We start from the raw sequence: 26,205 nt of genomic DNA on the forward strand, positions 1-26,205 counted from the left end.
ATGGATGCTTGGCCCCGCTGTCTGGAACGTCTCGAAGCCGAATTCCCGCCCGAAGACGTCCATACCTGGTTGAAACCCCTGCAAGCCGAAGACCGCGGCGACAGCATCGTGCTGTATGCGCCCAACGCCTTCATCGTCGACCAGGTCCGCGAGCGTTACCTGCCGCGCATCCGCGAACTGGTGGCGTACTTCGTCGGCAACGGTGAAGTAGCGCTGGCGGTCGGCTCGCGCCCACGCGCGCCGGAGCCACAGCCGGCACCGATGGCCGCGCCCAGCGCCCCGGTTGCCGCGCCGATCGTGCCGTTCGCCGGCAATCTGGATTCGCACTACACCTTCGCCAACTTCGTCGAGGGCCGCAGCAATCAGCTCGGGCTGGCGGCCGCGATCCAGGCCGCGCAAAAGCCCGGCGACCGCGCCCACAACCCGCTGCTGCTGTACGGCAGCACCGGCCTGGGCAAGACCCACCTGATGTTTGCCGCCGGCAATGCGCTGCGCCAGGCCAACCCGGCCGCCAAGGTGATGTATCTGCGCTCGGAACAGTTCTTCAGCGCGATGATCCGGGCACTGCAGGACAAGGCGATGGACCAGTTCAAGCGCCAGTTCCAGCAGATCGATGCGCTGCTGATCGACGACATCCAGTTCTTTGCCGGCAAGGACCGCACGCAGGAGGAGTTCTTCCACACCTTCAACGCGCTGTTCGATGGTCGCCAGCAGATCATCCTGACCTGCGACCGCTACCCGCGCGAGGTCGAAGGCCTGGAACCGCGGCTGAAGTCGCGCCTGGCCTGGGGCCTGTCGGTGGCGATCGACCCGCCGGATTTCGAGACCCGTGCGGCGATCGTGCTGGCCAAGGCGCGCGAGCGCGGTGCCGAGATTCCGGACGACGTGGCGTTTTTGATCGCCAAGAAGATGCGCTCCAACGTGCGCGACCTGGAAGGCGCGCTCAACACCCTGGTGGCACGCGCCAACTTCACCGGCCGCTCGATCACGGTGGAATTTGCCCAGGAGACGCTGCGCGACCTGTTGCGCGCCCAGCAGCAGGCGATCGGCATCCCCAACATCCAGAAGACCGTGGCGGACTACTACGGCCTGCAGATGAAGGATCTGCTCTCCAAGCGACGCACCCGCTCGCTGGCGCGTCCGCGCCAGGTGGCGATGGCGCTGGCCAAGGAACTGACCGAACACAGCCTGCCGGAGATCGGCGACGCCTTCGCCGGCCGCGACCACACCACCGTGCTGCATGCCTGCCGGCAGATCCGCACGCTGATGGAGGCCGACGGCAAGCTGCGCGAGGACTGGGAAAAGCTGATCCGCAAGCTCAGCGAGTAGGCCGGGGACGGCCCTGACGGTCCGCGTGGAGAAAAGCGTGGAAACGTTGGGGTCAAATGCGGGAGAATCTGTGGATAACGTTGCCTCGCAGGTCGGGCGGAAAACTATCCACAGGTTTTACCGCTAGACCAGGGGCACTAGTCCAACGACTTTCAGGCGTGAAAATTTCTTTGGAAACAAAGATTTACGGTGGTTATCCGCTGAAAACGGCCCTACCATCACCACCAAGCTTTTGATTTATTCCACATCTTTTAAAGCATAGGGGCACGGAACCACATGCGTTTTACACTGCAGCGCGAAGCCTTCCTCAAACCGTTGGCCCAGGTGGTCAATGTGGTCGAACGCCGTCAAACCCTGCCGGTTCTGGCCAATCTGCTGGTGCAGGTCAAGGACGGACAGGTCTCGTTGACCGGTACCGACCTGGAAGTGGAAATGATCTCGCGCACGATGGTGGAAGACGCGCAGGACGGCGAAACCACGATTCCGGCCCGCAAGTTGTTCGACATCCTGCGCGCCCTGCCCGACGGCAGCCGCGTCACCATTTCGCAGACCGGCGACAAGGTCACGGTGCAGGCCGGGCGTAGCCGTTTCACCCTGGCCACACTGCCTGCCAACGATTTCCCGTCGGTGGACGAAGTCGAAGCCACCGAGCGCGTCGCAGTGCCGGAAGCGGCGTTGAAGGAGCTGATCGAGCGCACTGCGTTCGCCATGGCCCAGCAGGACGTGCGCTACTACCTCAACGGCTTGCTGTTCGACCTGCGCGAGGGCCTGCTACGTTGCGTTGCGACCGACGGCCACCGCCTGGCGCTGTGCGAGACCGAACTGGAGAAGTCCGGCGGCGCCAAGCGCCAGATCATCGTGCCCCGCAAGGGCGTGACGGAACTGCTGCGCCTGCTGGAAGCGGCAGATCGTGACGTGGAACTGGAAGTGGGTCGCAGCCATATCCGCGTCAAGCGTGGCGATGTGACCTTCACCTCCAAGCTGATCGATGGCCGCTTCCCGGATTACGAGGCAGTGATTCCCATCGGCGCCGACCGCGAGGTCAAGGTGGACCGTGAGGCACTGCGTGCGTCGCTGCAGCGTGCGGCGATCCTGTCGAACGAGAAATACCGCGGGGTGCGCGTGGAAGTCTCGCCGGGCCAGCTGAAGATCAGCGCACATAACCCCGAGCAGGAAGAAGCACAGGAAGAGATCGAGGCCGACACCAAGGTCGATGACCTGGCCATCGGCTTCAACGTGAACTACTTGCTGGATGCGCTGTCGGCATTGCGCGATGAGCACGTGGTCATCCAGCTGCGCGATGCGAATTCGTCGGCACTGGTGCGGGAAGCCAGCAGCGAGAAGTCGCGCCATGTGGTGATGCCGCTGCGTCTTTGACGTTGCGTTCCACGTGGAACACGAGAAGCCCGGCGATTGCCGGGCTTTTTGTTTGTGCAGCGAGAGGGCGACTCTCTTGCTGCGTCAAGCTTTCGAGGCGCTGGCAATCACGGGCTGCGCAGGAGCGGCATTGCCTGCTTCGCTGCCTCGGCACGTTGCCCTGAAGCGACTGCTATGGCGTGCTGAGTGGTTGCACGACGTTGCCGGAGCCGATCGCCAGACAGTTGGCCAGGCGAGGCTCGATGGACACGCCGCTTCCGGCGATCAGGGTCGAAGGGGACGCGCGAGTCGGCTCGCCTCCGTGAAGCCACGACCGCTAGAGCGCGCCAGGCATTCGCAGGCCACGATCGTCAGCTATTCTGCCGCTGTCATCGATGTGGACGTCGGGACGATCCGCGTGCAGTGCTGCGCACATTCTTGCGACAGGCAGCGAGCTGTCCTGTTTCCCGCATTGTTGTGAACGCTACGGGCCTGGGTTGGACCACCCGCCGGTTTTAGAGCAGGCTAGTCCCCTGGCATGCTGTCGGTATCCCCCCAGAGTTGACCTGACCCAGGTCGTCGCCCTTCAAGGATTGGCGATACCGTGCGTCGCACCTGGCGGCGAGATTGACCTTTTTAGTCGGGGCGCTTCTTCGGTGCCCCAATCGACATCATGCAAGGCTCGATTGGCCTGAACGACTTCATCTGAGTCCAAGATTTGCTGCTCCAGACTCAACTGCTCGGCAGCGCCCGGTTGATGTGTTTCCTTGGCCCGTTTTTGACTTATGCACATCAAACTTTGCTTTTAAATCTATAAATAATTTAAGAGCTTGGTGGTGATGGTAGGGCCAGATTTCGCCAGAAACTAGCTTATCTCCATGTTTTGAAAGGATTTTATTGCCTCGAAACCCTGTGTCTAGACGCCTGTTGAAGGGTCAGCAACCTGTGGATAAGCATGCGGCGCTCCTCAGGCCTGCTTTTTATCCACAGCTTGTCCCCTGCTTGTCCGTGGGTCGCTTCACGTGGCCACGCGCAGGATCCGCATCGATCACGTATCCTCCGCTCCGACCCGGATGCCGGATCACAGCGCAGAGCACACCGATCGATGCACGTAGTGCGGTTGTCCATCCATCGACTTCGTCGTTTCGCGACCGTCGACCTTCACCCCGCCCGTTCCTTGAACCTACTGACCGGCGATAACGGTGCAGGCAAGACCAGCGTGCTGGAAGCACTGCACCTGATGGCCTACGGCCGCAGCTTTCGTGGCCGCGTGCGCGATGGACTGATCCAGCAAGGCGCCAGCGATCTGGAAGTCTTCGTTGAGTGGCACGAGGGCACGGCCGAGACAGGCGAACGCACGCGTCGGGCAGGTCTGCGCCATAGCGGGCAGGAATGGGCCGGCCGGTTGGACGGAGAGGATGTCGCACAGCTCGGCGCCCTATGTGCCGCGCTGGCTGTGGTGACCTTCGAGCCCGGGAGCCATGTGTTGATCAGTGGTGGCGGTGAACCGCGGCGGCGGTTCCTGGATTGGGGCCTGTTCCACGTGGAACCTGACTTCCTGGCGCTATGGCGGCGCTATGCGCGGGCGCTCAAGCAGCGCAATGCCTTGCTCAAGCAGGGCGCACAGCCGCGGATGCTCGATGCCTGGGATCACGAACTTGCCGAATCCGGCGAAACGCTGACATCGCGTCGCCTTCGCTACCTTGAGCGGCTGCAGGAACGGTTGATTCCGGTCGCCGCTGCCATCGCCCCGTCGCTGGGATTGTCCGCGCTGACATTCGTGCCGGGCTGGAAACGTCATGAGGTCTCGCTTGCCGATGCGCTGCTCCTGGCACGCGAGCGTGACCGTCAGAACGGCTACACCTCGCAGGGGCCGCACCGCGCCGATTGGGCACCTGTCTTCGACGCGCTCCCGGGCAAGGATGCGCTCTCACGTGGCCAGGCAAAGCTCACCGCCCTCGCCTGCCTGCTGGCGCAGGCCGAAGACTTCGCACATGAGCGTGGCGAATGGCCGGTGATTGCATTGGACGACCTGGGTTCGGAGCTGGATCGCCACCACCAGGCGCGCGTGCTGCACCGCTTGGCCTCCGCACCGGCCCAGGTGCTGATCACCGCCACCGAAGTGCCGCCCGGCCTGCTCGACTCCGGAAAGCTGCTGCACCAGTTCCACGTGGAACATGGCAATGTCGCCGTGCTGAGGCCCGCGGCATAGCCATCCGCGGCGCAGGTGGGCCGACTGGTATAATTTCCGGGCTATCCCCCTTTTCCCACGGTGCGATGCGGCTCCTGCCGCCTGCGCCCGTGTTGTGGAGCTAACGGCACACGCATGACCGACGAACAAAACACCTCGCCTACTCCCAACGGCACCTACGACTCCAGCAAGATCACCGTGCTGCGTGGCCTGGAAGCCGTCCGCAAGCGCCCTGGCATGTACATCGGCGATGTCCATGACGGCACCGGCCTGCATCACATGGTGTTCGAGGTGGTCGACAACTCGGTCGACGAAGCCCTGGCCGGCCATGCCGACGACATCGTGGTCAGGATCCTGGTCGATGGATCGGTCGCGGTGTCCGACAACGGCCGCGGCGTGCCGGTCGACATCCACAAGGAAGAAGGCGTCTCTGCGGCCGAGGTGATCCTCACCGTGCTGCACGCCGGCGGCAAGTTCGACGACAACAGCTACAAGGTGTCCGGCGGCCTGCATGGCGTGGGCGTGTCGGTGGTCAACGCGCTGTCCGAGCACCTGTGGCTGGACATCTGGCGCGACGGCTTCCACTACCAGCAGGAATACGCGCTGGGTGAGCCGCAGTACCCGCTCAAGCAGCTGGAAGCCTCGACCAAGCGCGGCACCACACTGCGTTTCAAGCCGGCGGTGGCGATCTTCAGCGATGTCGAGTTCCATTACGACATCCTGGCGCGCCGCCTGCGTGAGCTGTCGTTCCTCAATTCCGGCGTCAAGATCGCGCTGATCGACGAGCGTGGCGAAGGCCGTCGCGACGACTTTCACTACGAAGGCGGCATCCGCAGCTTCGTCGAGCATCTGGCCCAGCTCAAGTCACCGCTGCACCCGAATGTGATCTCGGTGACCGGCGAGCACAACGGCATCGTGGTGGACGTGGCCCTGCAATGGACCGACGCCTACCAGGAAACCATGTACTGCTTCACCAACAACATCCCGCAGAAGGATGGCGGTACCCACCTGGCCGGCTTCCGGGCCGCGCTGACGCGGGTGCTCAGCAACTACATCGAGCAGAACGGCATCGCCAAGCAGGCCAAGGTGGCGCTGACCGGCGACGACATGCGCGAAGGCATGATCGCGGTGCTGTCGGTCAAGGTGCCCGACCCCAGTTTCTCCTCGCAGACCAAGGAAAAGCTGGTCAGCTCGGATGTGCGTCCGGCAGTGGAAAACGCCTTCGGTGCGCGCCTGCAGGAGTTCCTGCAGGAGAACCCGAACGAAGCCAAGGCCATCACCGGCAAGATCGTCGACGCCGCACGTGCGCGCGAAGCCGCGCGCAAGGCGCGTGACCTGACCCGCCGCAAGGGAGCGCTGGACATTGCCGGCCTGCCCGGCAAGCTGGCCGACTGCCAGGAAAAAGATCCCGCGCTGTCCGAACTGTTCATCGTCGAGGGTGACTCGGCAGGTGGCTCGGCCAAGCAGGGCCGCAACCGCAAGAACCAGGCGGTGCTGCCGCTGCGCGGCAAGATCCTCAACGTCGAGCGTGCGCGTTTCGACCGCATGCTGGCGTCCGACCAGGTCGGCACGCTGATCACCGCGCTGGGCACCGGCATCGGCCGCGACGAGTACAACCCGGACAAGCTGCGCTACCACCGCATCATCCTGATGACCGACGCCGACGTCGACGGCTCGCACATCCGCACCCTGTTGCTGACGTTCTTCTACCGGCAGATGCCGGAGCTGATCGAGCGCGGCTACATCTACATCGGCCTGCCGCCGCTGTACAAGCTCAAGCAGGGCAAGAGCGAGCTGTATCTCAAGGACGATGCGGCGCTCAATGCCTATCTGGCCAGCAATGCGGTCGAAGGCGCGGCGCTGATCCCCGCCACCGACGAGCCGCCGATCACCGGCGAAGCGCTGGAAAAGCTGTTGATGCTGTTCACCAGCGCCAACGAGGCGATCGCGCGCAATGCGCACCGCTACGACCCGGCGCTGCTTACCGCGCTGATCGACCTGCCGCCGCTGGACGTGGACCAGCTGCAGGCCGAAGGCGACGCGCATCCCACCCTGGATGCACTGCAGGCGGTGCTCAACCGCGGCACCCTGGGCACGGCGCGCTACCAGCTGCGTTTCGACCCGGCCACCGACAGCGCCTCGGCGTCGCTGGTGGCGGTGCGCAGGCACATGGGCGAGGAATTCACCCAGGTGCTGCCGATGGGCGCGTTCGAAAGTGGCGAGCTGCGTCCGCTGCGCGAGGTCTCGCTGGCCCTGCACGACCTGGTCCGCGAAGGCGCGCAGATCGTGCGCGGCAACAAGACCCACCCGATCACCAGCTTTGCACAGGCGCATGCCTGGCTGCTGGAAGAGGCCAAGCGGGGCCGCCAGGTGCAGCGCTTCAAGGGCCTGGGCGAAATGAACGCCGAGCAGCTGTGGGAGACCACGGTCAACCCGGATACGCGTCGCCTGTTGCAGGTTCGTATCGAAGATGCCGTGGCCGCCGATCAGATCTTCAGCACCTTGATGGGCGATGTGGTCGAGCCACGCCGCGACTTCATCGAGGACAACGCGCTGAAGGTGTCCAACCTGGACATCTGAGCCACCGTCGCCCGCCGGCACATCGCGCAGGTGATGCGCCGGCGTTTGCGGTTTTTTCAGGACGACGATGCTCACAGATCCTCCACCGAGGCCGGCAGCGAGGCCGGTTGCCGGCAATGCCCCGCTGCTTCCGCCCTTGCTCGGCTTCGGCATCGATGTACTGATCGCCACCGGCCTGCTGTTGTTGCTGAGCGTGGCCGGTTTCGCGCTCTGGGGCGTGTTTCGCGGCGTCAGCGCCGTGCAGGCCGCCAAGGCGCAGGGCCTGACGCCCTCCCCGACCCAGATCATGGCCACGATCGGCCAACCCGGCGTGCTGGTGCAACTGCTCACCGCGCTGGTCAGCACGGCCTCGCCGGCCCTGCTGCTGTACTACTGGCGCCGCCGTGCGACCGCAGACGAACGCAGGGCTTCGCGGGCCGCCACCAGGCGTGCCTCGACCTGGGGCTGGACCGCGCTGATCGCGGTTGGCGTGTTCCTGCTCAGCAATCTGGTCAGCGTCGCGGCGTCCGCGCTGGGCATCAAGCCGGTGCCGACCAACCTGCCGCTGATGGAAGAAGCCATCAAGCAGTGGCCGCTGGCGCTGGTGGTGTTTGCCGTGGCCATCGCCCCGGCGTACGAAGAACTGCTGTTCCGACGCGTGCTGTTCGGCCGCCTGCTTGCCGCCGGCCGGCCGTGGCTGGGCATCGTGCTGAGCAGCGCGATCTTTGCGCTGGTGCACGAGGTGCCCGGCGTCAGCGGCAACGGCCCGGCCGCCATCGCGCAACTGTGGCTGGTCTACGGCAGCATGGGCGCGGCGTTTGCATGGCTGTATTGGCGCACCGGCACGTTGTGGGCACCGATCGTGGCGCATGGCGTCAACAACGCCACCGCCCTGGCGGCGCTGTACTTTTTTGGCCTCGGCTGAGCCGTTTGACGAAAAGTTAAGACGAGCCTGCCAAAATGCCCCCAGGGTTCAAGGGGGACTGAATGAAAGCCAGGCTGTTGATCGTTGTCGCCGTCTTTGCATTGACGGCATGTGCCACCACAACCTCGCCGACCGGCCGCCGACAGGTGGTGGGAGGCGTCACCCAGGACCAGCTCGACAAGCTTGGCGCAGAGTCCTTCGCCCAGACCAAGGCCAAGGAAAAAGTCAGCACCGACGGCAAGCAGAACGCCTACGTGCAGTGCGTGGTCAATGCGCTGGTCGCGCAGCTGCCGCCGCAGTGGCGCGAGACCCGTTGGGAAACCGCGTTGTTTGTCGATGACGAAGCCAATGCCTTCGCGCTGCCCGGTGGCAAGGTCGGCGTGAACACCGGCATCTTCACCGTCGCCAAGACCCAGGATCAGCTGGCTGCCGTGCTCGGGCACGAGATCGGGCATGTGATCTCGCGCCATCATGAAGAACGCATCACCCGTCAGCTTGGTGCGCAGACCGGCCTGGGCATCATCGGTGCGCTGGCCGGTGCGGCCTATGGCGACGGTGCGGCCAGTGCCGTCAACCAGGTCGGCGGAATGACCGCCCAGACCGTGTTTTTGCTGCCGGGCTCACGGACCCAGGAGAGCGAGGCCGACGTGGTCGGCCAGCGCCTGATGGCCCAGGCCGGCTTCGATCCTGCCCAGGCGGTGACGCTGTGGCAGAACATGATGGCCGCCAGCGGCAACCGCCAGCCGCAGTGGCTGTCCACCCACCCCGACCCGGCCAATCGCATCCGCGAATTGCAGGCAGACGTCGGTCAACTCGAACCGGTTTACCAGCAAGCGCGACAGGACGGACGCGTGCCGCGCTGCGGCTGATCGTGCAGAGCTTACGTACCGAATGTCGCAACACAGCATGGAAACCGTTTTCGGGAACTGAGACTTTCTGCTAACTTTGCCGGCTCAGATTTTTCGTACAGCGTTTATTCCGCTTTTCGTACCGCCCGACGGCGGCTCGTCCGAGGTGAAACATGAAACTGCTCAACCGCAAGCAAGCCCTGTTGTCCCTGTTCATCGCCGCGTCGCTGGGCGGGGCTGTCGTCGCCGATGCGGTCGCGCAGTCGGATCGTTCGTCCGAGCGCGCCAGCCGCAAGTCCAAGGGCAGCGGCAAGGCCGAAGAGTTGTATCCGCAGTCCACCCGCGCCGCGCCGACGATCAAGCCCTCGTCCAAGCTGGGCAGCAAGCTGCAGAAGCTGATCGAAACCTTCAACAAGGGCGAAGACTTCCCGGCCGTGCGTACCCAGGCCGATGAGATCTTGGCCAATGGCTCGGCCAACGAAGCCGACAAGGCGCTGGCGGCGCAGCTGGCCGCCCAGGCGGCGTACAACATGGACGACACCGCCGCTGCCAAGACGTATCTGCAGCAGGCCATCGGCCTCAATGCGCTGGACAACAACGGCCAGTTCCAGTCGATGCTGATGTTGGCGCAGTTGCAGATGCAGGACGATCAGCAGGCCGAAGGCCTGGCAACGCTGGACAAGTATCTGGAAGAGAGCAAGTCGCAGCGCCCGGAAGATCTGATCCTCAAGGGGCAGGCGCTGTACCAGGCAGAGCGCTACAAGGAAGCCATTCCGGTGCTGAAGCAGGCCATCGCCGCCTCGCCCGAGCCGAAGGACACCTGGAACCAGTTGCTGATGGCGGCCTATGCCGAAGCCGGCCAGACCGGCGAAGCGGTGGCCGCTGCCGAAGCGCTCGCCGCCAAGACGCCGAACGACAAGAAGGCCCAGCTCAACCTGGCCAGCATGTATATGCAGGCCGATCAGATGGACAAGGCTGCCGCAGTGATGGACAAGCTGCGCGCGGCCGGGCAGTTGACCGAAGAAAAGGAGTACAAGCAGTTGTATTCCATCTACGCCAACACCGAGAACAAGGAAAAGGACGTCATCGCGGTCATCAATGAAGGTATGCAAAAAGGCATCCTTAAACCCGATTATCAGACATACCTTGCGCTGGCACAGTCGTATTACTACAGCGAAGATGTGCCCAAGGCGATCGAGAATTGGCAAAAGGCCGCACCGCTTTCCAAGGACGGCGAGACCTATCTGAATCTGGCCAAGGTGCTGCATTCGGAAGGTCGCATCCCGGAGGCCAAGCAGGCCGCGCAGCAGGCAATCGCCAAGGGTGTCAAAAAACCTGATGACGCCAAGAAGATCATCAATCTGAAGTAAAAAAGAAAATAAACCCCCGAAATCCCTGTGTTTTTAGTGGTTACAGGACTCGGGATTGGTATAAGCTTGGGGGTTCCTGCGGTGTCAAAGCCGTCCGAAAACCTGGGGATCATCACAGTGATCCGGGGCCCCCACTGAAAGAGCCATTGGCGCATGACGGAACAACTCGTTATCCACAGGCATGACTATGATGCCGGGAACCAGGGTCTGAGCTGGGCCCGCATTATCGGCATTGCTTTTGTAATTGCCCTGCACCTCACTGCACTGATGATGTTGCTGATCCCTGCAGTGGCGCCGAAGGCTCCGGCAGAGAAGGAGCGCACCACCATGGTCACCTTGGTGGATGCACCGCCTCCTCCCCCGCCGCCGCCGCCGCCGCCGCCGCCGGAAGACAAGCCGCCACCGCCGGTCAAGAATCTGTCGCCGCCGAAGCCGTCACCGGTTCCGCCGCCGCCGGAAGCACCGGTCGTCGATGTTCCCGAACCGCGTCCCAGCGATATCGTCACGCCACCGGCGCCGCCGGCTCCACCGGCTCCACCGAGTGACATCGGCGCCAGTGTCGATATCTCGTCCAAGAACATGAACCCGCCGAAGTACCCGCCGGCTGCATTCCGGGCCGGTGTCCAAGGCGAGGTCATCCTGATCGTGGATGTGGATGCCAGCGGCAACGTGACCAACGTGTCGGTCGAAAAGTCCAGCCGCAACCGCGACCTTGACCGTGCCGCGATGGACGCAGCACGCAAGTGGAAGTTCAACGCCTCCACTGTCAACGGGCAGAAAGCCGCCGGACGTGTCCGCGTCCCGGTCAACTTTGCTCTGAACTGATCCCACGGGCCGGCCACGGCCGGCCCAGGATCCTGTCTTCCTTTCGCTCCACCCTTCATCACCACACACAACAAAGGTAAGCGTCATGCTGCAGGAATTCTTTATCGCCGCCGCTGCAGGGGGCTCCAATCCGTCGGCCGCTCTGTCGCAGATGGGCTTCGAGCACTTGATCACCGAAATGACCTCCAGCCCCGGCGATTTCGCCGTGTCCTGGGTCGTCCTGATCACCCTGATCGCCATGTCCGCTGCCTCCTGGTACTGGACCGTCATCAACATCTTCCGTGCTACCCGTCTGAAGAGCGCGGCCGACCGCGTCACCACCGCGTTCTGGGATGCCCCGAATGCACAGGACGCCATCCGCGCCATGGAAGAGCAGCCGGCTTCCGAGCCGTTCTCCAAGATCGCACTGGATGCAGCGCAGGCTGCTGCTCACCACCAGCGTGCCGAAGGCAGCACCGGTGGCCTGGGCGAGAGCCTGAGCCGTTCGGAATTCGTCGATCGCGCCCTGCGTCAGGCCGTGACCCGCGAAAGCACCAAGCTGCAGTCCGGCATGACCCTGCTGGCCACCGTCGGTGCGACCGCGCCGTTCGTCGGTCTGCTCGGTACCGTGTGGGGCATCTACGGCGCGCTGATCAAGATCGGTGCAACCGGTTCGGCCTCCATCGACGCCGTTGCCGGCCCGGTGGGTGAAGCGCTGATCATGACCGCGATCGGTCTGTTCGTCGCCATCCCGGCCGTGTTCGCGTTCAACTTCTTCTCCAAGGTCAACAGCTCGGTGATCGCCAAGTTCGACACCTTTGCCCACGACCTGCACGACTTCTTCGCCACTGGTTCGCGCGTTCGCTAATCCGTAGTAAAGAACGACTTCGCAACGATTTAGACGGAGCCCGTTATGGCCTTCAGTAGTGGAAACAGCGGTGGCCCGATGGCCGACATCAACGTGACGCCCCTCGTGGACGTGATGTTGGTGCTGCTGATCATCTTCATCATTACGGCACCGCTGATGTCCCATAAGGTCAAGGTGGAGCTGCCAGAGGCCAACCTGATCCAGAAGGAAGATGCGGAGAAACGCGCCGCGCCGATCACCCTGGCCGTCAAGGAAGACGGGTCGCTGTACTGGAACGACGAGCCGATTTCCAAGGAAGCCCTGGAATCGCGCCTGTCCACCGCCGCACAGCAGACACCGCAGCCGCCGCTCAACTTGCGTGGCGACCGCACGACCAAGATGCGTACGATCAACGAGATCACCAAGATCGCGCAGGGTCAGGGCATGTTGGACGTCGGCTTCGTCGCAACCAAAGAGAAGGGGCAGTAAGCCATGGCATTCAGTACCGGTGGAAACCGTGGCCCAATGGCCGACATCAACGTCACGCCCCTGGTGGACGTGATGTTGGTGCTGCTGATCATCTTCATCGTGACCGCGCCGATCATGACCTACCCGATCGCCGTGGATCTGCCGCAACGGGTGCTCAACCCGCCACCGCAGACGACCGAACCGCCGCCGCCGATCGAGTTGCGTATCGACGCCAGCAACCAGGTGTTCTGGAACAACAGCCCGACCCCGGTCGCGCAGTTGCAGCAGAAGATGGAAGAAGTGGTGCAGGCCGATCCGACCAATCAGCCGGAGCTGCGCATCGATGCCAATGAAGATGCGGAGTACGAGGTGATGGCCAAGGTGCTCGCTGCGGCGAAGAACTCGCAGATGAAGAAAATCGGCTTCATGCAGTAAGACATCGCAACACCGCAACACAACAGTCATGACGCGACTGCAACGCCACCGGAAACGGTGGCGTTTTTTTATGCTCGATCAGGCGACAGTGCTGTGTTGTTGATCATCTTCATTTTCATCGTCACCGTCGTGCGCGGTTAATCGCAGTTGCTCTGCCACAACGCAACCAGCAAGCGCTTTCACGGGTCCGAACCGCCTGCACCGATCGCGTTGTGGGTGGACGCCAGCGGCCAGGTGTTCCGGAATGCCAGCCCGGTCACGCTGCAGGAATTCCAGCACAGGTTGATCGAACAGATGCGCCAGGCAAGCGGCCATCAGCCGCAGCTGCGCATCGCCGCCAGTGCGGATGGCAAACACGCGGTGATGGCCAAGGCGCTGGATGCGGCCAGGAATACGCAGGTGGATAGCATCGGTTTTTTGCAGTAAATACGCGATTAACTCACCTGGTAAACCAGATGAAAGTCATCGATAACCATCGCATCGGGGCAGAAAACCTGCTCCGATACACTGCCTGGTAACGACGCTGCACATTTATATACTCCGCTTGATTATCTCAAGCGTCGATCGATGCGCCGCGCAGTATCCCCAGATAGGCGCGTACCGTCACATCCAGGCCTTGATACAAGGCCTCGCTGATCAATGCATGGCCGATCGAGACTTCCAGCACGCCCGGGACGGCGCCGAGAAAGTCACCGAGATTGGCCTGCGACAGATCATGACCGGCATTGACGCCAAGACCTGCCGCGGCTGCGCGTTGTGCAGCGTCGGAAAACAGCTTGAATGCAGCACTTGGCTGGCCGCTCAGATGCGCCTGCGCATAGGGGCCGGTGTACAACTCGATACGGTTTGCACCCAGTACCGCCGCTTGCGCAATATCGGGATTGCCTGCATCGACAAACAGGCTGACGCGCGCGCCGATTGCCTTGAACGAGGCAATCAGCGCGGCGAGTTGGGTGGTGTCCTGCGCAAAATCGAACCCGTGGTCGGACGTCAGTTGTCCATCGCCATCCGGTACCAGGGTGACCTGCTCGGGCCGCGTGGCACGACATAACGCCAGCAGACCTGGATAACCGTCGCGCGGTGGCGCAAACGGGTTGCCTTCGATATTGAATTCGACGCCGTGCTCGCGCGTCAGCGCGCTCAGTGCCAGCACATCATCGGCGCGGATATGCCGCTGGTCCGGGCGCGGGTGCACGGTGATGCCATGCGCGCCGGCGGCAATGCAGGTGCGGGCGGCCTGCACCACATCCGGATCGTGGCCGCCGCGGGAATTGCGCAACACCGCGATCTTGTTGACGTTGACGCTGAGCTGGGTGGTCACTGCGTCGGTCTCAGGCCTGCGGCTCGCCATCACGGGTGGCGTCGAGTGCGGCGGCCTTGCGGGCTTCGGCGATCTCGCGCAGGCGGCGCAGCTCGGCCGGGTCGATCAGGCTGCTGGTGTCGCGCTGGGTATCGCCCATGCGCGAGGCGAACCAACCGCGCGTCCACAGCAACAGCAACAGCAGTGCCACCAGCAGCGAAGCCACCAGCAACCACACGTGCGGCGTGCTGAAGGCCAGCACCAGCGCACCCAACGCCATAAGCAGAAACAGCCAGTGCATGACGAGCTCCCCGATCAGTGGCGGCAGTGTAGCGCCGCGCCCGGCACGGTTCCACGTGGGCGCGGGGGTGCGGGTCACAGCAGCGGGGACAGCAGCCGTGCGCAGGCTTCGGGCAGCCGCGAGCGCCACAACGGTCGATGGCGGACAAAGCGCACTTCCTGCGCGTGCTGCAGGTCGGCGTCGATCAAACCGGCCAGTTCGGCCGCGACCGCCTGGTCGCGGAACAGCATCGACAGCTCGAAGTTCAGGCGAAAGCTGCGGCTGTCGAAATTGGCGCTGCCGACGATGCAGACGTCGTCGTCGGCCAGCAGCGCCTTGGTGTGCAGCATGCGTGGGCCATATTCGTAGATGCGCACGCCGGCCTCGAGCAGCTCGTCGAAATACGAACGCGCCGCGTAGGTGACCAGACGCGAATCGCTGACGCGCGGCACCAGCAGGCGCACGTCCAGGCCACCCAATGCGGCCGAGGTCAGCGCCATGCGCGCGGCCTCGCCGGGAACGAAGTACGGCGTGACCAGCCAGACCCGATGCCGGGCTTCGTGAATCGCAGCGACCATCAGCCGGTGGATGGACTCCCACGAGGAATCCGGCCCGGAGATCAGCACCTGCGCGTCGACATCGCCCTGCGCGCGGCTTGGCACGCCCTCGGGCCAGAGCTGCTGGCCGTGGAAGGCGGCGCGGCCCTGCCCGGTGGCGTAGAGCCAGTCTTCCAGGAACACCAGCTGCAGGCTGCGCACCACGTGGCCCTGCAGGCGCACGTGCAGGTCGCGATAGGCATCGCTGCGGACCTGCTCGTTCTCTTCGTCGGTGACGTTGATGCCGCCGGTGAAGCCGACCCTGCCGTCGACCACGACCACCTTGCGGTGGGTACGCAGGTTCAGCCACGGCCGCTTGAACGGCTTGAGCAACTGGGACGGATGGAACCAGGCGGTCTCCACGCCGGCCGCACGCAGCGTCCGCAGGCTGCGCCGGGTCATTGCCGACGAGCCCACCGCATCCATCAGCAGGCGCACCTTGACGCCGGCGCGTGCGCGCTCCATCAGCGCATCGCAGATCGCGGTGCCGCTCTGGTCGGGCTGGAAGATGTAGTACTCCAGATGGATGTGGTCGCGCGCGCCGCGGATGGCCTCGATGATGGCCGCATAGGTTGCCGCGCCATCCACCAGCCAGTGCACCTCGGTGGCGCTGCTGGGGGCCAGGCCGGTGGTGGACTGGGCGATCTTGGCCAGCTCGGTGCAGTCTGCGTCCGGCGGGCAGACGCTGCTATAGCTCTCCATGCCCGAGCGCGAGCGGCCGCGCCGCAGCCGCTGGCGTTTGACCTTCTGCGGGCCGAGCCAGTAGTAGATCAGCAGGCCCAGGTACGGCAGCGCGGCCAGCGACAGCACCCAGCTGAGCGTGGCCACCGGCTCGCGCTTCTGCAGCACGATCCAGCTGGCGATCCACAGCAGATACAGCACATAGGCGGCCAGGAGTAGCGCTTCGAGGTGGGGGACGGTGGCCAGCCGATCCCACGCGCCCTGTACGGATGCGAGCATGCGCGGATTCTACGGGCCGCACGCGCCGCTGCGATGACCGGGCGACCAACACGATCGCCGCGCCGGGCCTGAAAGCTTCATCGTGGCGCTGCGCGTGGTCGCATTGCCTGAGACCTGCCGGCCGTACGATGGCGCGATGGCAACTGCGATCAAGGGCCGCGGTGCGACCGGCCACCTCCCCGGACGCTTCGAAACCACCACCCAGCAGGCAGTGGACGATGGCTGGTACGCCGACGACAGCGAGGAGTTCGCCGCGCCGGCGTTACGCACGCAGGTCACCGAGGAAACCGCGCGCAGCATCATCAGCCGCAATCAATCGCCGGACATCGGCTTCTCGCAATCGGTCAATCCGTATCGTGGCTGCGAGCATGGCTGCAGTTACTGCTTTGCGCGTCCCTCGCATGCCTATCTCAACCTGTCGCCCGGGCTGGATTTCGAGACCAAGCTGTTCGCCAAGACCAATGCGCCGGAGCTGCTGCGGCGCGAACTGTCGCGCCCGGGCTATGTGCCCAGCCCGATCGCGCTGGGCATCAACACCGATGCGTATCAGCCGATCGAGCGCAAACGCGCACTGACGCGGCGCCTGATCGAGGTGCTGTGGGAGACCCGGCACCCGTTCACGCTGATCACCAAGAATGCGTTGGTCACGCGCGATCTGGATCTGCTCGCACCGCTGGCACGCGAGGGCCTGGTCAACGTGCATTTTTCGGTGACCACGCTGGACCCGCATCTGTCGGCCAGGCTGGAACCGCGTGCGTCCGCACCGCATGCCCGCCTGCGCGCGATGCGGGCACTGCACGAGGCCGGCGTGCCGGTCGGGGTGATGGCCGCGCCGGTGATCCCGTGGATCAACGACCATGAGCTGGAGGCGATCCTGCAGGCCGCGTCCGATGCCGGCGCGCACAGTGCCGGCTACGTGCTGCTGCGGCTGCCACACGAAGTGGCGCCGCTGTTCCGCGACTGGTTGCAGACCCATCACCCGCAACGCGCCGCGCATGTGATGAGCACGATCCAGCAACTGCGCGGCGGCAAGGACTACGACAGCGCCTTCGGCGCACGCATGCGCGGCCAAGGCGTGTACGCGGAGTTGCTGGCACGCCGCTTCGCCCTGGCCCACCGCCGCAGCGGTTTCGACGCCCGCACCATGCCGGCGTTGGACACCGGCAAGTTCCGGCGCCCTGCTCCACCGGCCAAGCCGGTACCGCAATCGCCGCAAGGCAGTCTGTTCTAGGGGCGCGAAGTCGGGAATGGAGAATCGGGAATCGGAACAGCAAGAGCCGCGCTGTTGCGAATTGCTGTTGCCGTTGCGATTCCCTACTCCCGATTCCCTATTCCCCGCCGTACAAGGCGCTTGCCGACTGGAACAGGATCCAGCTGGTGGCAATGAACTTGTCGCCGCCGACCGGGCGGTTGCCGCGGTGGGTGTGGGTGAAGGCAGTGGGGGCGATCAGCAGGCTGCCGGTGCGCGGGCGGGCCTTGCGCTGCTGGAACAGGAATTCGGTTTCGCCCTGTTCGAACTCCTCGTTGAGGTACAGCGTCCACAGCAGATGGCGGTGCAGCGTGTCGGCGCTGGCATCGCGTGGATACAGTTCGCAATGCCAGTACGGGTAGCCGCCCTGGTCGGCGGTGTACCACTGCAGGTTGATCGCGCCCGGGCGCAGGCAGGTGCGGGCCAGGTCGCCCAACGCCTGGTCGCTCATCTGCACGATGTCCTCGGCCACCAGCCGGTGCGGGCTGCCGTCGGCGGTGGTGACCTGCAGCATCAGCGGTGAAATCAGGGCTTGTGGATACTGCCGCAGGTAGGTCAGCACGCCTTCGAACACGGCCTGTTGCAGGCGGTTTTCCACCGCAGCCCATTCGGCCACGCCGCTGATGCGCAGGTCGCGGCTGTGCTTGAGTTCGGGAAACACGCCGCTGCCCACGCGCCCCGGTTGCAGCTGCTGGCTGGCGCGCATGCGCTGCACGATGGCGGCGCAATCCTCGCGCGAGATGGCGTCGTCGGTGATCTGAATGAAGTCGGGTTGGTCCATGCGCACGACCATAGCAATCCACGCTGCCGCCTGCACGGCGCGCCCGGCGGCGTAGACGGCCTCAGTCAACGCGTTGCCATGAGGCATCGCCACCGCATGCCTCGGCGTTGCGCCGCCCACAAAGACAGTGCCTCGGCCCGCCTATGCGCGCCATGCCAGCCAGTACGCCGCTGCGATGGCGCTGGAGGAACGTGCGCAGCCGCACTCAGCCGCCGGCCTGCAACGCAGGTGGCGGCGTGCGCAAGGCAGTAACGAAAAACCCCGCCGAAGCGGGGTTTTTCGTTACACGCGTGGTGCTACGACGATCAGAACTTGTAGTTGACCGAAGCGGCCAGCACGTCGCCCTTCACCTTGTAGCTGCCCGCCAGACGGTCGCCGGTGGCGCTGACGGTGTCGCTGGTCGGGTCGCTGGTGAACAGGTGGGTGTAACCGAAGTTGTATTCGGCCTGCTGCGACGGACGCCAGCTCAGACCCAGCGAGACCCACTTGCGGCTCGCATCCGGCACGCGCACGTCGCGGTGCTCGGCAGTGGTCGGGGTCTGGTCGTAGGCCAGGCCGCCACGCAGGGTCAGCGTCTCGCTCATGCGGTAATCGGCACCGATCGAGGCGAAGGTGGTGTCGCGGTAGGAGAAGTCCAGCACGGTGTTGGGCTGGTTGGAGGCGAAGTCCAGCGTGACCTGGTCGAACTTGCTCCAGGCGGTGCGCGTGACGTCGGCCATGATCGACCACTGCTCGTTCACGTTGTGGGTGAAGCTGGCCGTGGCACTGGCCGGCAACTTCACGGTTGCACGGCCGCTGGTGTCGATGAAGGTGCCTGGTGCTGCATTTGCGAAGACCGCAGCGGCGCCGCCGGGCATGGTGAAATCGACGTCCGCGCCGGTGATCTTGTGCTCCACTTCCGAGCGGTAGCTGAAACCGATGTGGGTGTTCTCATCGATACTGAACAGGCCGCCGAGGGTGAAGCCCACTTCGGTGCTGTGGCCCTTCATCTTCAGCGCGCCATCGGCATTGCCCGGTGCGAAACCCGGCACCCGCGAGCGCGCCAGGATCGAACCGGCGTCCACTGCGTTGCGCAGTTCGATATCCAGGCGCTCGGCGAACACCGACGCACCGAAGGACACGTACGGGTTCACGTCGTAGGAGAACGCGACGTTGAAATCGATCGCCTGCAGCTCGGTCTTGGTGCCGTGGTAACGGCCGACCCAGTTGCTGTCGTATTCGGTCTTGAAGCCGAACGGCACGGTCAGCGAGGTACCCAGGTGCATGTTGTCGTTCTCGCCGAACGGCACATGGAAGTACATCGCCGGGACCGGCGCGATCATGCCGGCATCGCCGCCATTGCCGCCGGAGACCGGGGCGCCATTGGCGTAGGTGGCGGTGTCGGGCTGGAACTTGGCCGAGAAGCTGATGGCGCTGACGTCGGCCTGGAACAGGCGACCGTCCAGCTGGCGCATGCCGGCCGGGTTGTTGGCGATGATCGAGGCATCGTCCGGGGCGCTGCCGGAACCTGCGAAGGCGCGGCCAAGACCCTTGGCGCTGTTTTCCTTCAGCTGGAAGGCGGCGCCATGGGCCTGGCCAACGGCCAATACGCCGGCGATACCGACGGCCAACAGGGTGGCGCGGCTGAGAGTGGAAGCGGTAGACATAAGATGGTGCTCTCCGGATAAAGACTGCAGTGGTCGGTACAGCGCCCGCGCCCAGCGCCAAGTGGCTGCTGGAGCGCGCCGGAGACCCCCCCCCGACATACGACGCCGTACGCAGTATACCCACGACAATTAACCGAACAATAACGAAGCGCCTATTGATCGGCCGGACAGGTTAGGGGTGGGTTCAGGAGCGTGAACCCGCTAGAGTGCCACTCCGATGTTCGTCTCCCTCCCCTCCCGCAAGAAACCCACCCCGCGCTGGGCGGTGCCGTTGCTGTTCGCCACCGTCTGGCTGGCCTATCTGTGGTCGATCAGCCGGCCCGGCGAGGCGCGCAACACGCTGTGGCTGGACTGGGGCGCGCTGTCCAGTGGCGTGTCCAACCTGGGCGACTGGTGGGCGACGCTGCGAGACGGCAGCGTGCTGCGGCTGTTCACCGCGTTGTTCCTGCACGCCGACTGGTCGCACCTGCTCGGCAACCTGGTGTTTCTGCTGATCTTCGGGCTGCCGGCCGAGCGCATTCTCGGGCCATGGCGCCTGTTGTTGCTGTTCCTGGTCGGCGGCGCGGCCTCCAACCTGGCGGCGATCTTCGCGATCGGCACGCCGGACCGGGTGATCATCGGTGCCTCCGGCGCGGTGTCGGCATTGATCGGCACCTATCTGGCGCTGTTTCCCGGCGCCAAGCTGGGCGTGGTGCTGCCGCTGGGGGTGTTTCTGGAATTCATCCGCGTGCCGGCGCCGTTGCTGATCGGCGCCTGGGCGCTGTTGCAGGTGGTGTTCGCCTACATCGGCCCGGCCTTCGGCATGGTGGCGTGGTCGGCGCATATCGCCGGGTTCGTGTTCGGCATCGTCTACGGGCTGTACGTGCGCGCGGCGATCGCGCGGCGGCTGCGCAAGCGCCACGGCTTCTAGCGTGGCGCCAACGGGGCAAGGCGCCCCCGGGCGCAGCGCTGCGCGGGCCGCGCGCTGCGTAGTGGCGCGCCTATAATCGCCGCATGTCCAAGCCTCTGTACAAAGTCACCTTCCTCAATCACGGCAAGGTCTACGAGCTCTACGCCCGCCAGGTCACCGGCAGCCATCTGTGGGGATTCAACCAGATCGGCGAGCTGGTGTTCGACGTGCACGACGGGCTGGTGGTCGATCCCACCGAAGAGCGCCTGCGCGAAGAGTTCGGCAACACCAAGACGCTGCACCTGCCGATGCAGAGCATCGTGCGCATCGAGGAAGTCGAGAAGAAGGGCCAGTCGGTGATCCGCGACGCCACCACCGGCGACAAGGTGGTCACGCCGTTCCCGTTGCCGACCAAGCCGCGCTGATGCGCATCCTGGTGCCCGACGATTACCAGGGCGCCGTGCGTCACCTGCCCTGCCTGCAGCGCCTGCACGGCCACGATGTGCAGGTGCTGGGCGCGCTGGCCACCGATCCCAACGAATGGGCCGAGCGGCTGGTCGAAGCCGATGCGCTGGTGCTGATCCGCGAGCGCACCCGCGTGGACGCCACGCTGTTGCGGCGACTGCCGCGCCTGAAGTTGATCAGCCAGACCGGCCGCATCGGCGCGCACGTGGACGTGGCCGCGTGCACCGAGTTCGGGGTGGCGGTGGCCGAAGGCGTCGGCTCGCCGGTGGCGCCGGCCGAACTGACCTGGGCCCTGATCCTGTCGGCCAGCCGGCGCCTGAGCGAGTACCAGCGCGCGTTGCACCAGGGCCGCTGGCAGGCGCTGGGCGATCCCGGCCTGGGACGCGGAGTGCACGGGCGCACCCTGGGGATCTGGAGTTATGGGCGGATCGGCCAGCGCGTGGCCGGCTTCGGGCGTGCGTTCGGCATGCAGGTGCTGGTCTGGGGCGGCGACGCCTCGTGCGCACAGGCCGCGCGCGACGGCTTCGCCATCGCCGGCAGCCGCGAGGAACTGTTCGAACGCAGCGATGTGCTGTCGCTGCATCGGCGCCTGACGGCGCAAACCCGCCACCAGGTCGGTGCGCAGGATCTGGCGCGGATGCGCCCGGATGCGTTGCTGGTCAACACCAGCCGCGCCGAGCTGATCGCGCCCGGCGCCTTGCTGGCCGCGCTGGATGCGGGCCGGCCGGCGCAGGCGGCGGTGGATGTGTTCGAGCGCGAACCGGTGCTGGATGCGCGTGATCCGTTGCTGCAGCATCCGCGCGTGCTGGCGACGCCGCATCTGGGCTATGTGGAAAGCGACAGCTATGCGCTGTACTTCGAGGCGGCGTTCGACAACGTGCTGGCATTTGCCGCAGGGACGCCGCGCAATCTGGTCAATCCCGAGGCGCTGGCGGTAGCGCGGTAACGCTGGTTTGACGTGGTGATCGCGTGTTCGGGAAGGCTTGTCGCGACCGGGGTCGCTCCTACAAAAGCATTGGCGCTCGATCGTGCCTCGCTGCGGCAGGGCCCAGGGGCGAGGTCAACCACGCCAGCGCTGGGCGGTTGGGTTATCGAGAGAGCCATGCAGCAAGCGTGCAGGGCCGCGCGTATCGATCGCGCCGGGCGCGCAGCGGGTGATGCACCCGCTGCGCTGTAGCCGGATCACTTGACCGGTTCGGCCGGCTTGGGCTTGTCCGCAGGCGCAGCCGGTTGGGTCGGTTCGGCCGGCGTGGCCGGCTTGGCCTTTTCCGCCGGTTCGCTTGGCTTGTCGGCAGGCTTGGGCTTGTCGGCCGCTGCCGGGCGCGCGGCAGGCGGCTTGGGGTCGGCCGCAGGCTTGGCAGCCTTGGCCTTCTGCGCTGCCTGCGCCTTGGCCTTGAGCGCGGCTTGCGCCTTGGCCGCCGAGCCGGGCTGCTTGAGCTCGGCCAGCGCGGCGGCGATCGGGCCATCGCCCGGCAAGACGTCGCCGGCGCTGTAGCCCTCCTCGCCTTCGGCATCGCCGCGCAGATGGCCCGGCAGCGTGGCTTCGCTGAAGTCGGTCAGGCTGGCCGGCACATCGGCGTCGCCCGGTTGCGGCTCCGGGGTGAGCAGCACTTCCGGCACGATGCCGCTGGCCTGGATCGACTTGCCGCTGGGCGTGTAATAGCGCGCGGTGGTCAGCTTGACCGAGTCGCCGTTGTCCAGCGGCAGCACGGTCTGCACCGAGCCCTTGCCGAAGGTGCGGCTGCCGATGATGCGCGCGCGCTGGTTGTCGCGCAGCGCTCCGGCCAGCACTTCCGACGCGCTGGCCGAGCCGGCGTCCACCAGCACCACCACCGGTGCGCCACCGAGCAGATCGCCCGGGGTGGCATCGAACTTGGCATCGCTGATGGAGATGCGCCCGCGCGTGCTGACGATGTTGCCCTTGTCGAGCAGATCGTCGGCCACCTGCACCGCCGAGGTCAGCAGGCCGCCAGGGTTGCTGCGCAGGTCCAGCACCAGGCCGCGCAACTTGCCGCCGGCCTGCAGCTGCTTGAGGTTCTTCTGGAAATCGGCACCGGTGTCGGCCTGGAAGGTGCTGATGCGGATGTAGCCATAGCCCGGTTCCAGCAGCTTGCTGCGCACGCTGGCCACGCGGATGGTCTCGCGCTGCAGGGTGACGTCGAACGGCTTGGGCGCCTTGTCGCGCACGATGGTCAGCACGACCTTGCTGCCGGATTCGCCACGCAGCGGTTCCATCGCCTTGCTGGCGTCGATCGGCTTGCCGTCGATGGCCACGATGACGTCGCCGGCGCGGATGCCGGCACGCGCGGCCGGGGTGTCGTCGATCGGCGCAATCACCTTGAGCGTGTTGTCCTGCTGCTGCAGCAATTCCACGCCGATGCCGTCGTAGGCGCCGGTGGCCTGCTCGTCGAAGGCTTCGGCATCTTCCTTGTCGAAATAGGTGCTGTGCGGGTCCAGGTCCGAGAGCAGGCCGCGCACCGCCGCGTGCATCAGCTTCTTGTCTTCGACCGGGTCGACATAGGCCTGCTTGACCGCGTTGTACACCGCCACGAAGCGGCGGATCTCGTCCAGCGGCACCTTGGACACGGCGGCTTCGTTGGCTTCCGGATCGTCCGCAGTGGCCTGGGCGGCGGCGGGACTGGCTTTCTGTGCCCAACCGGGTGAGGCGAACAACGCCAGCGACAGGGCAACGGACAGGACGGCTACGCGCATGAAGCACTCCGACAAAGAGATAAGACGCCCCGCAACGGAGCGGCCTGGATTATGCGCGAAGCGGCGGTAAATCCGCGTTGACTTGGCAGGGCCAGGTCGGGCGACGGTCATGCACCGGCGCGCGCGTGGCCTGGGTGGGGCTCAGCGGCGCTGCAACCAGCTCGACGGATCCACCGGCTGCCCGTTGCGCCGCAGTTCGAAGTACAGCGCCGGCACGCCCTGCCCGCCCGAGCTGCCGACCTTGGCCACCGCCTCGCCGCGCTTGATCGACGCGCCGGCGTCGCGCAACAGCGTGTCGTTGTGCGCGTACAGGCTCATGTAGCCGTTGCCGTGGTCCACGATCAGGATCATGCCGTAGCCGGTCATCCAGTCGGAGAACACCACCGTGCCATCGGCCACCGCGGTGACGGTGCTGCCCTTGGGCGCGCCGATCAGCACGCCCTTGCTGGTATGGCCGTCCGGCAAGGGGGCGTTGAAGCGCGCCAGCAGGTTGCCCGACACCGGCCAGCTCAGGCCGCCGACCTTGGGTGCCGGCGCGCTGGCGATGACCTTGGGCGGGGTCTTGCCGGGACGCTCGGGGCGCTCCGTATTGCCACGCTTCGCCTGCGCTGCGGCTTCGGCGGCGGCGCGCTTGGCGGCCGCGCGCCGTTCGGCCTCGGCCTTGGCGGCGGCCGCGCGCAGGTTGGCGAGCAGCTGCTCCAGCGACCTGGCGTCCTGGCCCAGGGCTTTTTCGCGTTCGGCGCGTTGTTTGTAGCGGTCGTCCAGCTGCGCGACGGTCGCCGCCTGTTGCGAGCGATCCTTCTGCAGCAACGCGGCCTGCGCCTTTTGCTGCGCACGTGCCGCATCCAGCGCCTGGCGCCGGCTGGCGATGTCCTGCTCCACCTTGGCCAGCGCATCCAGCTGCGTGGTCAACGCCTGGATGCGCTGCGCACGTGCGTTCTGCACATAGCGGTGATCGGCCAGCATGCGCGTGGCATCGCCGACGGTGTCCTGCGACAACAGCACCTTCAACGGCGCGTTGCGGCCGACCTGGTCGGCGGCGCGCAACAACGCGGCCAGCTGCACGCGCTGGTTCTGCAGGCCGCGCTGCAACTGCGCACGGTCCTGCTGCAGCTTGCCCAGATGCTGTTCCTGCTCGCGCATCGCCGATTCGGTCTCGCTCAATGCACGCGAGGTCCTGGCCACCTTCTCATCGGCCTGGCGCAACTGCTGGGCGGCATTGCCGCGCTTGCCTTCCAGCGCGCGGCGGTCGGCGCTGATGGTCTTGAGTTCGTCGCGCAGCTGCTGCAATTTGCGTTCGGCCTCGCGCTGGCTCTGCGCGCCCGCCCCGGTGCTGCCCAGCAGCGCGCAGGCCAGCACGGTCACCGCCAGCCACGCGCGTGGGCGGCCGGTGGCGGGGGCAAGCGGCAGGCGCGATCGCGGTGCGGGCGACAGGGGCAACGAAAGGTCCAATGACTTCAGGCAGGTGCGCGATTGTAGCCAAGCATGGTGTGATCGCCGCCACGCCCAAGACAACCGCCGCCGCGCAAGGTTCAGCATGAAAGCCCAGCATCTCGTTCTGGCGTTGTCCCTGGTCTGCGCAAGTGCCTGGGCCGACGAGGACATCAGCAAGGTCAACGGCCGCATCAGCGCCGAGGCCGGCAAGGTCTATGGCGGGCTGGATACGGTCAACGGTTCCATCGAGATCGGCGCCGGCGCGCAGACCCGCAGCGTGGAAACGGTCAACGGCAGCATCCAGATCGGCGACAACGCCCGTACCGGCGATGTCTCCACGGTCAATGGCGCGATCACGCTGGGCCAGAAGGTGGTGGTGTCCGGCGGGCTGGAGACGGTCAACGGCAGCGTGCTGGTGGAACGCGGCAGCCGGATCAGCGGCGGCGTGGAAACGGTCAACGGCAGTATCGGCCTGGTGGAAACCGAGCTGGGCAAGGGCATCGAGACCGTCAACGGCGACATCACCGTCGGGGTGCGCTCGCATGTGCGTGGCGGGATCGAGGTCACCAAGCCGAATTTCAGCTTCTCGTTCAAGCCTGCGCGCAAGCCGCGGGTGGTGATCGGCCCGGATGCGGTGGTCGATGGCCCGCTGGAGTTCGAGCGCGAGGTCAGCCTGTACGTGCACCGCACCGCGAAGATCGGCGCAGTGACCGGCGCCACCGCGCGCAGCTTCGACAGCGACGTGGCACCCAGGGACTGAC

General features: G+C 65.5%; 24 protein-coding genes. 17 read left to right on the forward strand and 7 right to left on the reverse strand.

The window, feature by feature from the left end:
• From dnaA to H7A87_RS00060, 12 genes are all read left to right on the forward strand, one after another.
• Positions 1–1,329 (forward strand): chromosomal replication initiator protein DnaA, encoded by a 1,329-nt coding sequence (gene dnaA, locus H7A87_RS00005; RefSeq protein WP_016901843.1) that lies wholly within the window; start codon positions 1–3, stop codon positions 1,327–1,329.
• A gap of 276 nt (positions 1,330–1,605) precedes the next feature.
• Positions 1,606–2,706, forward strand: coding sequence for a DNA polymerase III subunit beta (gene dnaN, locus H7A87_RS00010; RefSeq protein ID WP_104650390.1), 1,101 nt, complete (start codon positions 1,606–1,608; stop codon positions 2,704–2,706).
• A 1,084-nt stretch (positions 2,707–3,790) separates the two neighbouring features.
• Positions 3,791–4,897, forward strand: a complete 1,107-nt coding sequence (gene recF / locus H7A87_RS00015; protein WP_119127168.1) for a DNA replication/repair protein RecF — start codon at positions 3,791–3,793, stop codon at positions 4,895–4,897.
• Between the two features lie 114 nt (positions 4,898–5,011).
• On the forward strand, positions 5,012–7,456 hold the full coding sequence (gyrB, locus tag H7A87_RS00020) for a DNA topoisomerase (ATP-hydrolyzing) subunit B (RefSeq protein WP_119127169.1): 2,445 nt from the start codon (positions 5,012–5,014) through the stop codon (positions 7,454–7,456).
• A gap of 67 nt (positions 7,457–7,523) precedes the next feature.
• Positions 7,524–8,360, forward strand: coding sequence for a CPBP family intramembrane glutamic endopeptidase (locus H7A87_RS00025; protein ID WP_119127170.1), 837 nt, complete (start codon positions 7,524–7,526; stop codon positions 8,358–8,360).
• A 62-nt stretch (positions 8,361–8,422) separates the two neighbouring features.
• Positions 8,423–9,229, forward strand: a complete 807-nt coding sequence (locus tag H7A87_RS00030; protein WP_104586348.1) for a M48 family metallopeptidase — start codon at positions 8,423–8,425, stop codon at positions 9,227–9,229.
• Between the two features lie 152 nt (positions 9,230–9,381).
• The gene (locus tag H7A87_RS00035; protein ID WP_104586347.1) at positions 9,382–10,578 is read left to right on the forward strand and encodes a tetratricopeptide repeat protein; all 1,197 of its coding nucleotides are present in this window, start codon (positions 9,382–9,384) and stop codon (positions 10,576–10,578) included.
• Between the two features lie 267 nt (positions 10,579–10,845).
• Positions 10,846–11,403, forward strand: a complete 558-nt coding sequence (locus tag H7A87_RS00040) for an energy transducer TonB (RefSeq protein WP_180496974.1) — start codon at positions 10,846–10,848, stop codon at positions 11,401–11,403.
• An 85-nt stretch (positions 11,404–11,488) separates the two neighbouring features.
• Entirely contained in the window at positions 11,489–12,250 is a 762-nt protein-coding gene (gene exbB, locus H7A87_RS00045) for a TonB-system energizer ExbB (RefSeq protein WP_005912445.1), read from the forward strand.
• Positions 12,251–12,295: 45 nt separating this feature from the next.
• On the forward strand, positions 12,296–12,718 hold the full coding sequence (locus H7A87_RS00050) for a biopolymer transporter ExbD (RefSeq protein ID WP_011035268.1): 423 nt from the start codon (positions 12,296–12,298) through the stop codon (positions 12,716–12,718).
• A gap of 3 nt (positions 12,719–12,721) precedes the next feature.
• Complete coding sequence (locus tag H7A87_RS00055) at positions 12,722–13,132, forward strand: biopolymer transporter ExbD (protein WP_011035269.1); 411 nt, start codon at positions 12,722–12,724, stop codon at positions 13,130–13,132.
• Positions 13,133–13,279: 147 nt separating this feature from the next.
• Positions 13,280–13,558 (forward strand): biopolymer transporter ExbD, encoded by a 279-nt coding sequence (locus H7A87_RS00060; RefSeq protein ID WP_147421048.1) that lies wholly within the window; start codon positions 13,280–13,282, stop codon positions 13,556–13,558.
• A 127-nt stretch (positions 13,559–13,685) separates the two neighbouring features.
• Here the strand turns inward: H7A87_RS00060 and H7A87_RS00065 are convergent, their stop codons facing one another.
• From H7A87_RS00065 to cls, 3 genes are all read right to left on the reverse strand, one after another.
• A complete protein-coding gene (locus tag H7A87_RS00065; RefSeq protein WP_115676437.1) occupies positions 13,686–14,453 on the reverse strand; it encodes a pyridoxine 5'-phosphate synthase in 768 nt (255 codons plus the stop codon).
• Positions 14,454–14,463: 10 nt separating this feature from the next.
• A complete protein-coding gene (locus H7A87_RS00070; protein ID WP_119127172.1) occupies positions 14,464–14,733 on the reverse strand; it encodes a hypothetical protein in 270 nt (89 codons plus the stop codon).
• 74 nt (positions 14,734–14,807) lie between these two features.
• Positions 14,808–16,268, reverse strand: a complete 1,461-nt coding sequence (cls, locus tag H7A87_RS00075; RefSeq protein WP_119127173.1) for a cardiolipin synthase — start codon at positions 16,266–16,268, stop codon at positions 14,808–14,810.
• A 136-nt stretch (positions 16,269–16,404) separates the two neighbouring features.
• On the opposite strand from cls, the gene H7A87_RS00080 reads away from it, so the two are divergent.
• Positions 16,405–17,499 (forward strand): PA0069 family radical SAM protein, encoded by a 1,095-nt coding sequence (locus H7A87_RS00080; RefSeq protein WP_119127927.1) that lies wholly within the window; start codon positions 16,405–16,407, stop codon positions 17,497–17,499.
• Positions 17,500–17,596: 97 nt separating this feature from the next.
• Here the strand turns inward: H7A87_RS00080 and H7A87_RS00085 are convergent, their stop codons facing one another.
• Both H7A87_RS00085 and H7A87_RS00090 read right to left on the reverse strand, forming a co-directional pair.
• Positions 17,597–18,298, reverse strand: a complete 702-nt coding sequence (locus H7A87_RS00085) for a 2OG-Fe(II) oxygenase (protein WP_115676440.1) — start codon at positions 18,296–18,298, stop codon at positions 17,597–17,599.
• Positions 18,299–18,603: 305 nt separating this feature from the next.
• Positions 18,604–19,944 (reverse strand): outer membrane protein transport protein, encoded by a 1,341-nt coding sequence (locus H7A87_RS00090; RefSeq protein ID WP_104586250.1) that lies wholly within the window; start codon positions 19,942–19,944, stop codon positions 18,604–18,606.
• A 217-nt stretch (positions 19,945–20,161) separates the two neighbouring features.
• Between H7A87_RS00090 and H7A87_RS00095 the strand changes: the two genes are divergently transcribed.
• From H7A87_RS00095 to H7A87_RS00105, 3 genes are all read left to right on the forward strand, one after another.
• The gene (locus tag H7A87_RS00095; protein ID WP_003482177.1) at positions 20,162–20,854 is read left to right on the forward strand and encodes a rhomboid family intramembrane serine protease; all 693 of its coding nucleotides are present in this window, start codon (positions 20,162–20,164) and stop codon (positions 20,852–20,854) included.
• An 83-nt stretch (positions 20,855–20,937) separates the two neighbouring features.
• Positions 20,938–21,258, forward strand: a complete 321-nt coding sequence (locus H7A87_RS00100; RefSeq protein WP_016901574.1) for a DUF1820 family protein — start codon at positions 20,938–20,940, stop codon at positions 21,256–21,258.
• Positions 21,258–22,244, forward strand: a complete 987-nt coding sequence (locus tag H7A87_RS00105) for a D-2-hydroxyacid dehydrogenase family protein (RefSeq protein WP_115675510.1) — start codon at positions 21,258–21,260, stop codon at positions 22,242–22,244. Before H7A87_RS00100 ends, H7A87_RS00105 begins: the two co-directional genes overlap by 1 nt.
• Before the next feature lie 236 nt (positions 22,245–22,480).
• Here H7A87_RS00105 and H7A87_RS00110 read toward each other — a convergent pair whose 3' ends face one another.
• Entirely contained in the window at positions 22,481–24,010 is a 1,530-nt protein-coding gene (locus tag H7A87_RS00110; RefSeq protein WP_119127174.1) for a S41 family peptidase, read from the reverse strand.
• Positions 24,011–24,151: 141 nt separating this feature from the next.
• Positions 24,152–25,450: a peptidoglycan DD-metalloendopeptidase family protein gene (locus tag H7A87_RS00115; RefSeq protein ID WP_180496827.1), complete on the reverse strand. Its 1,299-nt coding sequence runs from the start codon at positions 25,448–25,450 to the stop codon at positions 24,152–24,154.
• A gap of 97 nt (positions 25,451–25,547) precedes the next feature.
• On the opposite strand from H7A87_RS00115, the gene H7A87_RS00120 reads away from it, so the two are divergent.
• Positions 25,548–26,204, forward strand: coding sequence for a hypothetical protein (locus tag H7A87_RS00120; RefSeq protein WP_104586254.1), 657 nt, complete (start codon positions 25,548–25,550; stop codon positions 26,202–26,204).
• Position 26,205 lies beyond the last annotated feature (1 nt).

The sequence above is a fragment of the Xanthomonas sp. CPBF 426 genome (assembly GCF_903989465.1).
Lineage (GTDB): Bacteria > Pseudomonadota > Gammaproteobacteria > Xanthomonadales > Xanthomonadaceae > Xanthomonas > Xanthomonas euroxanthea.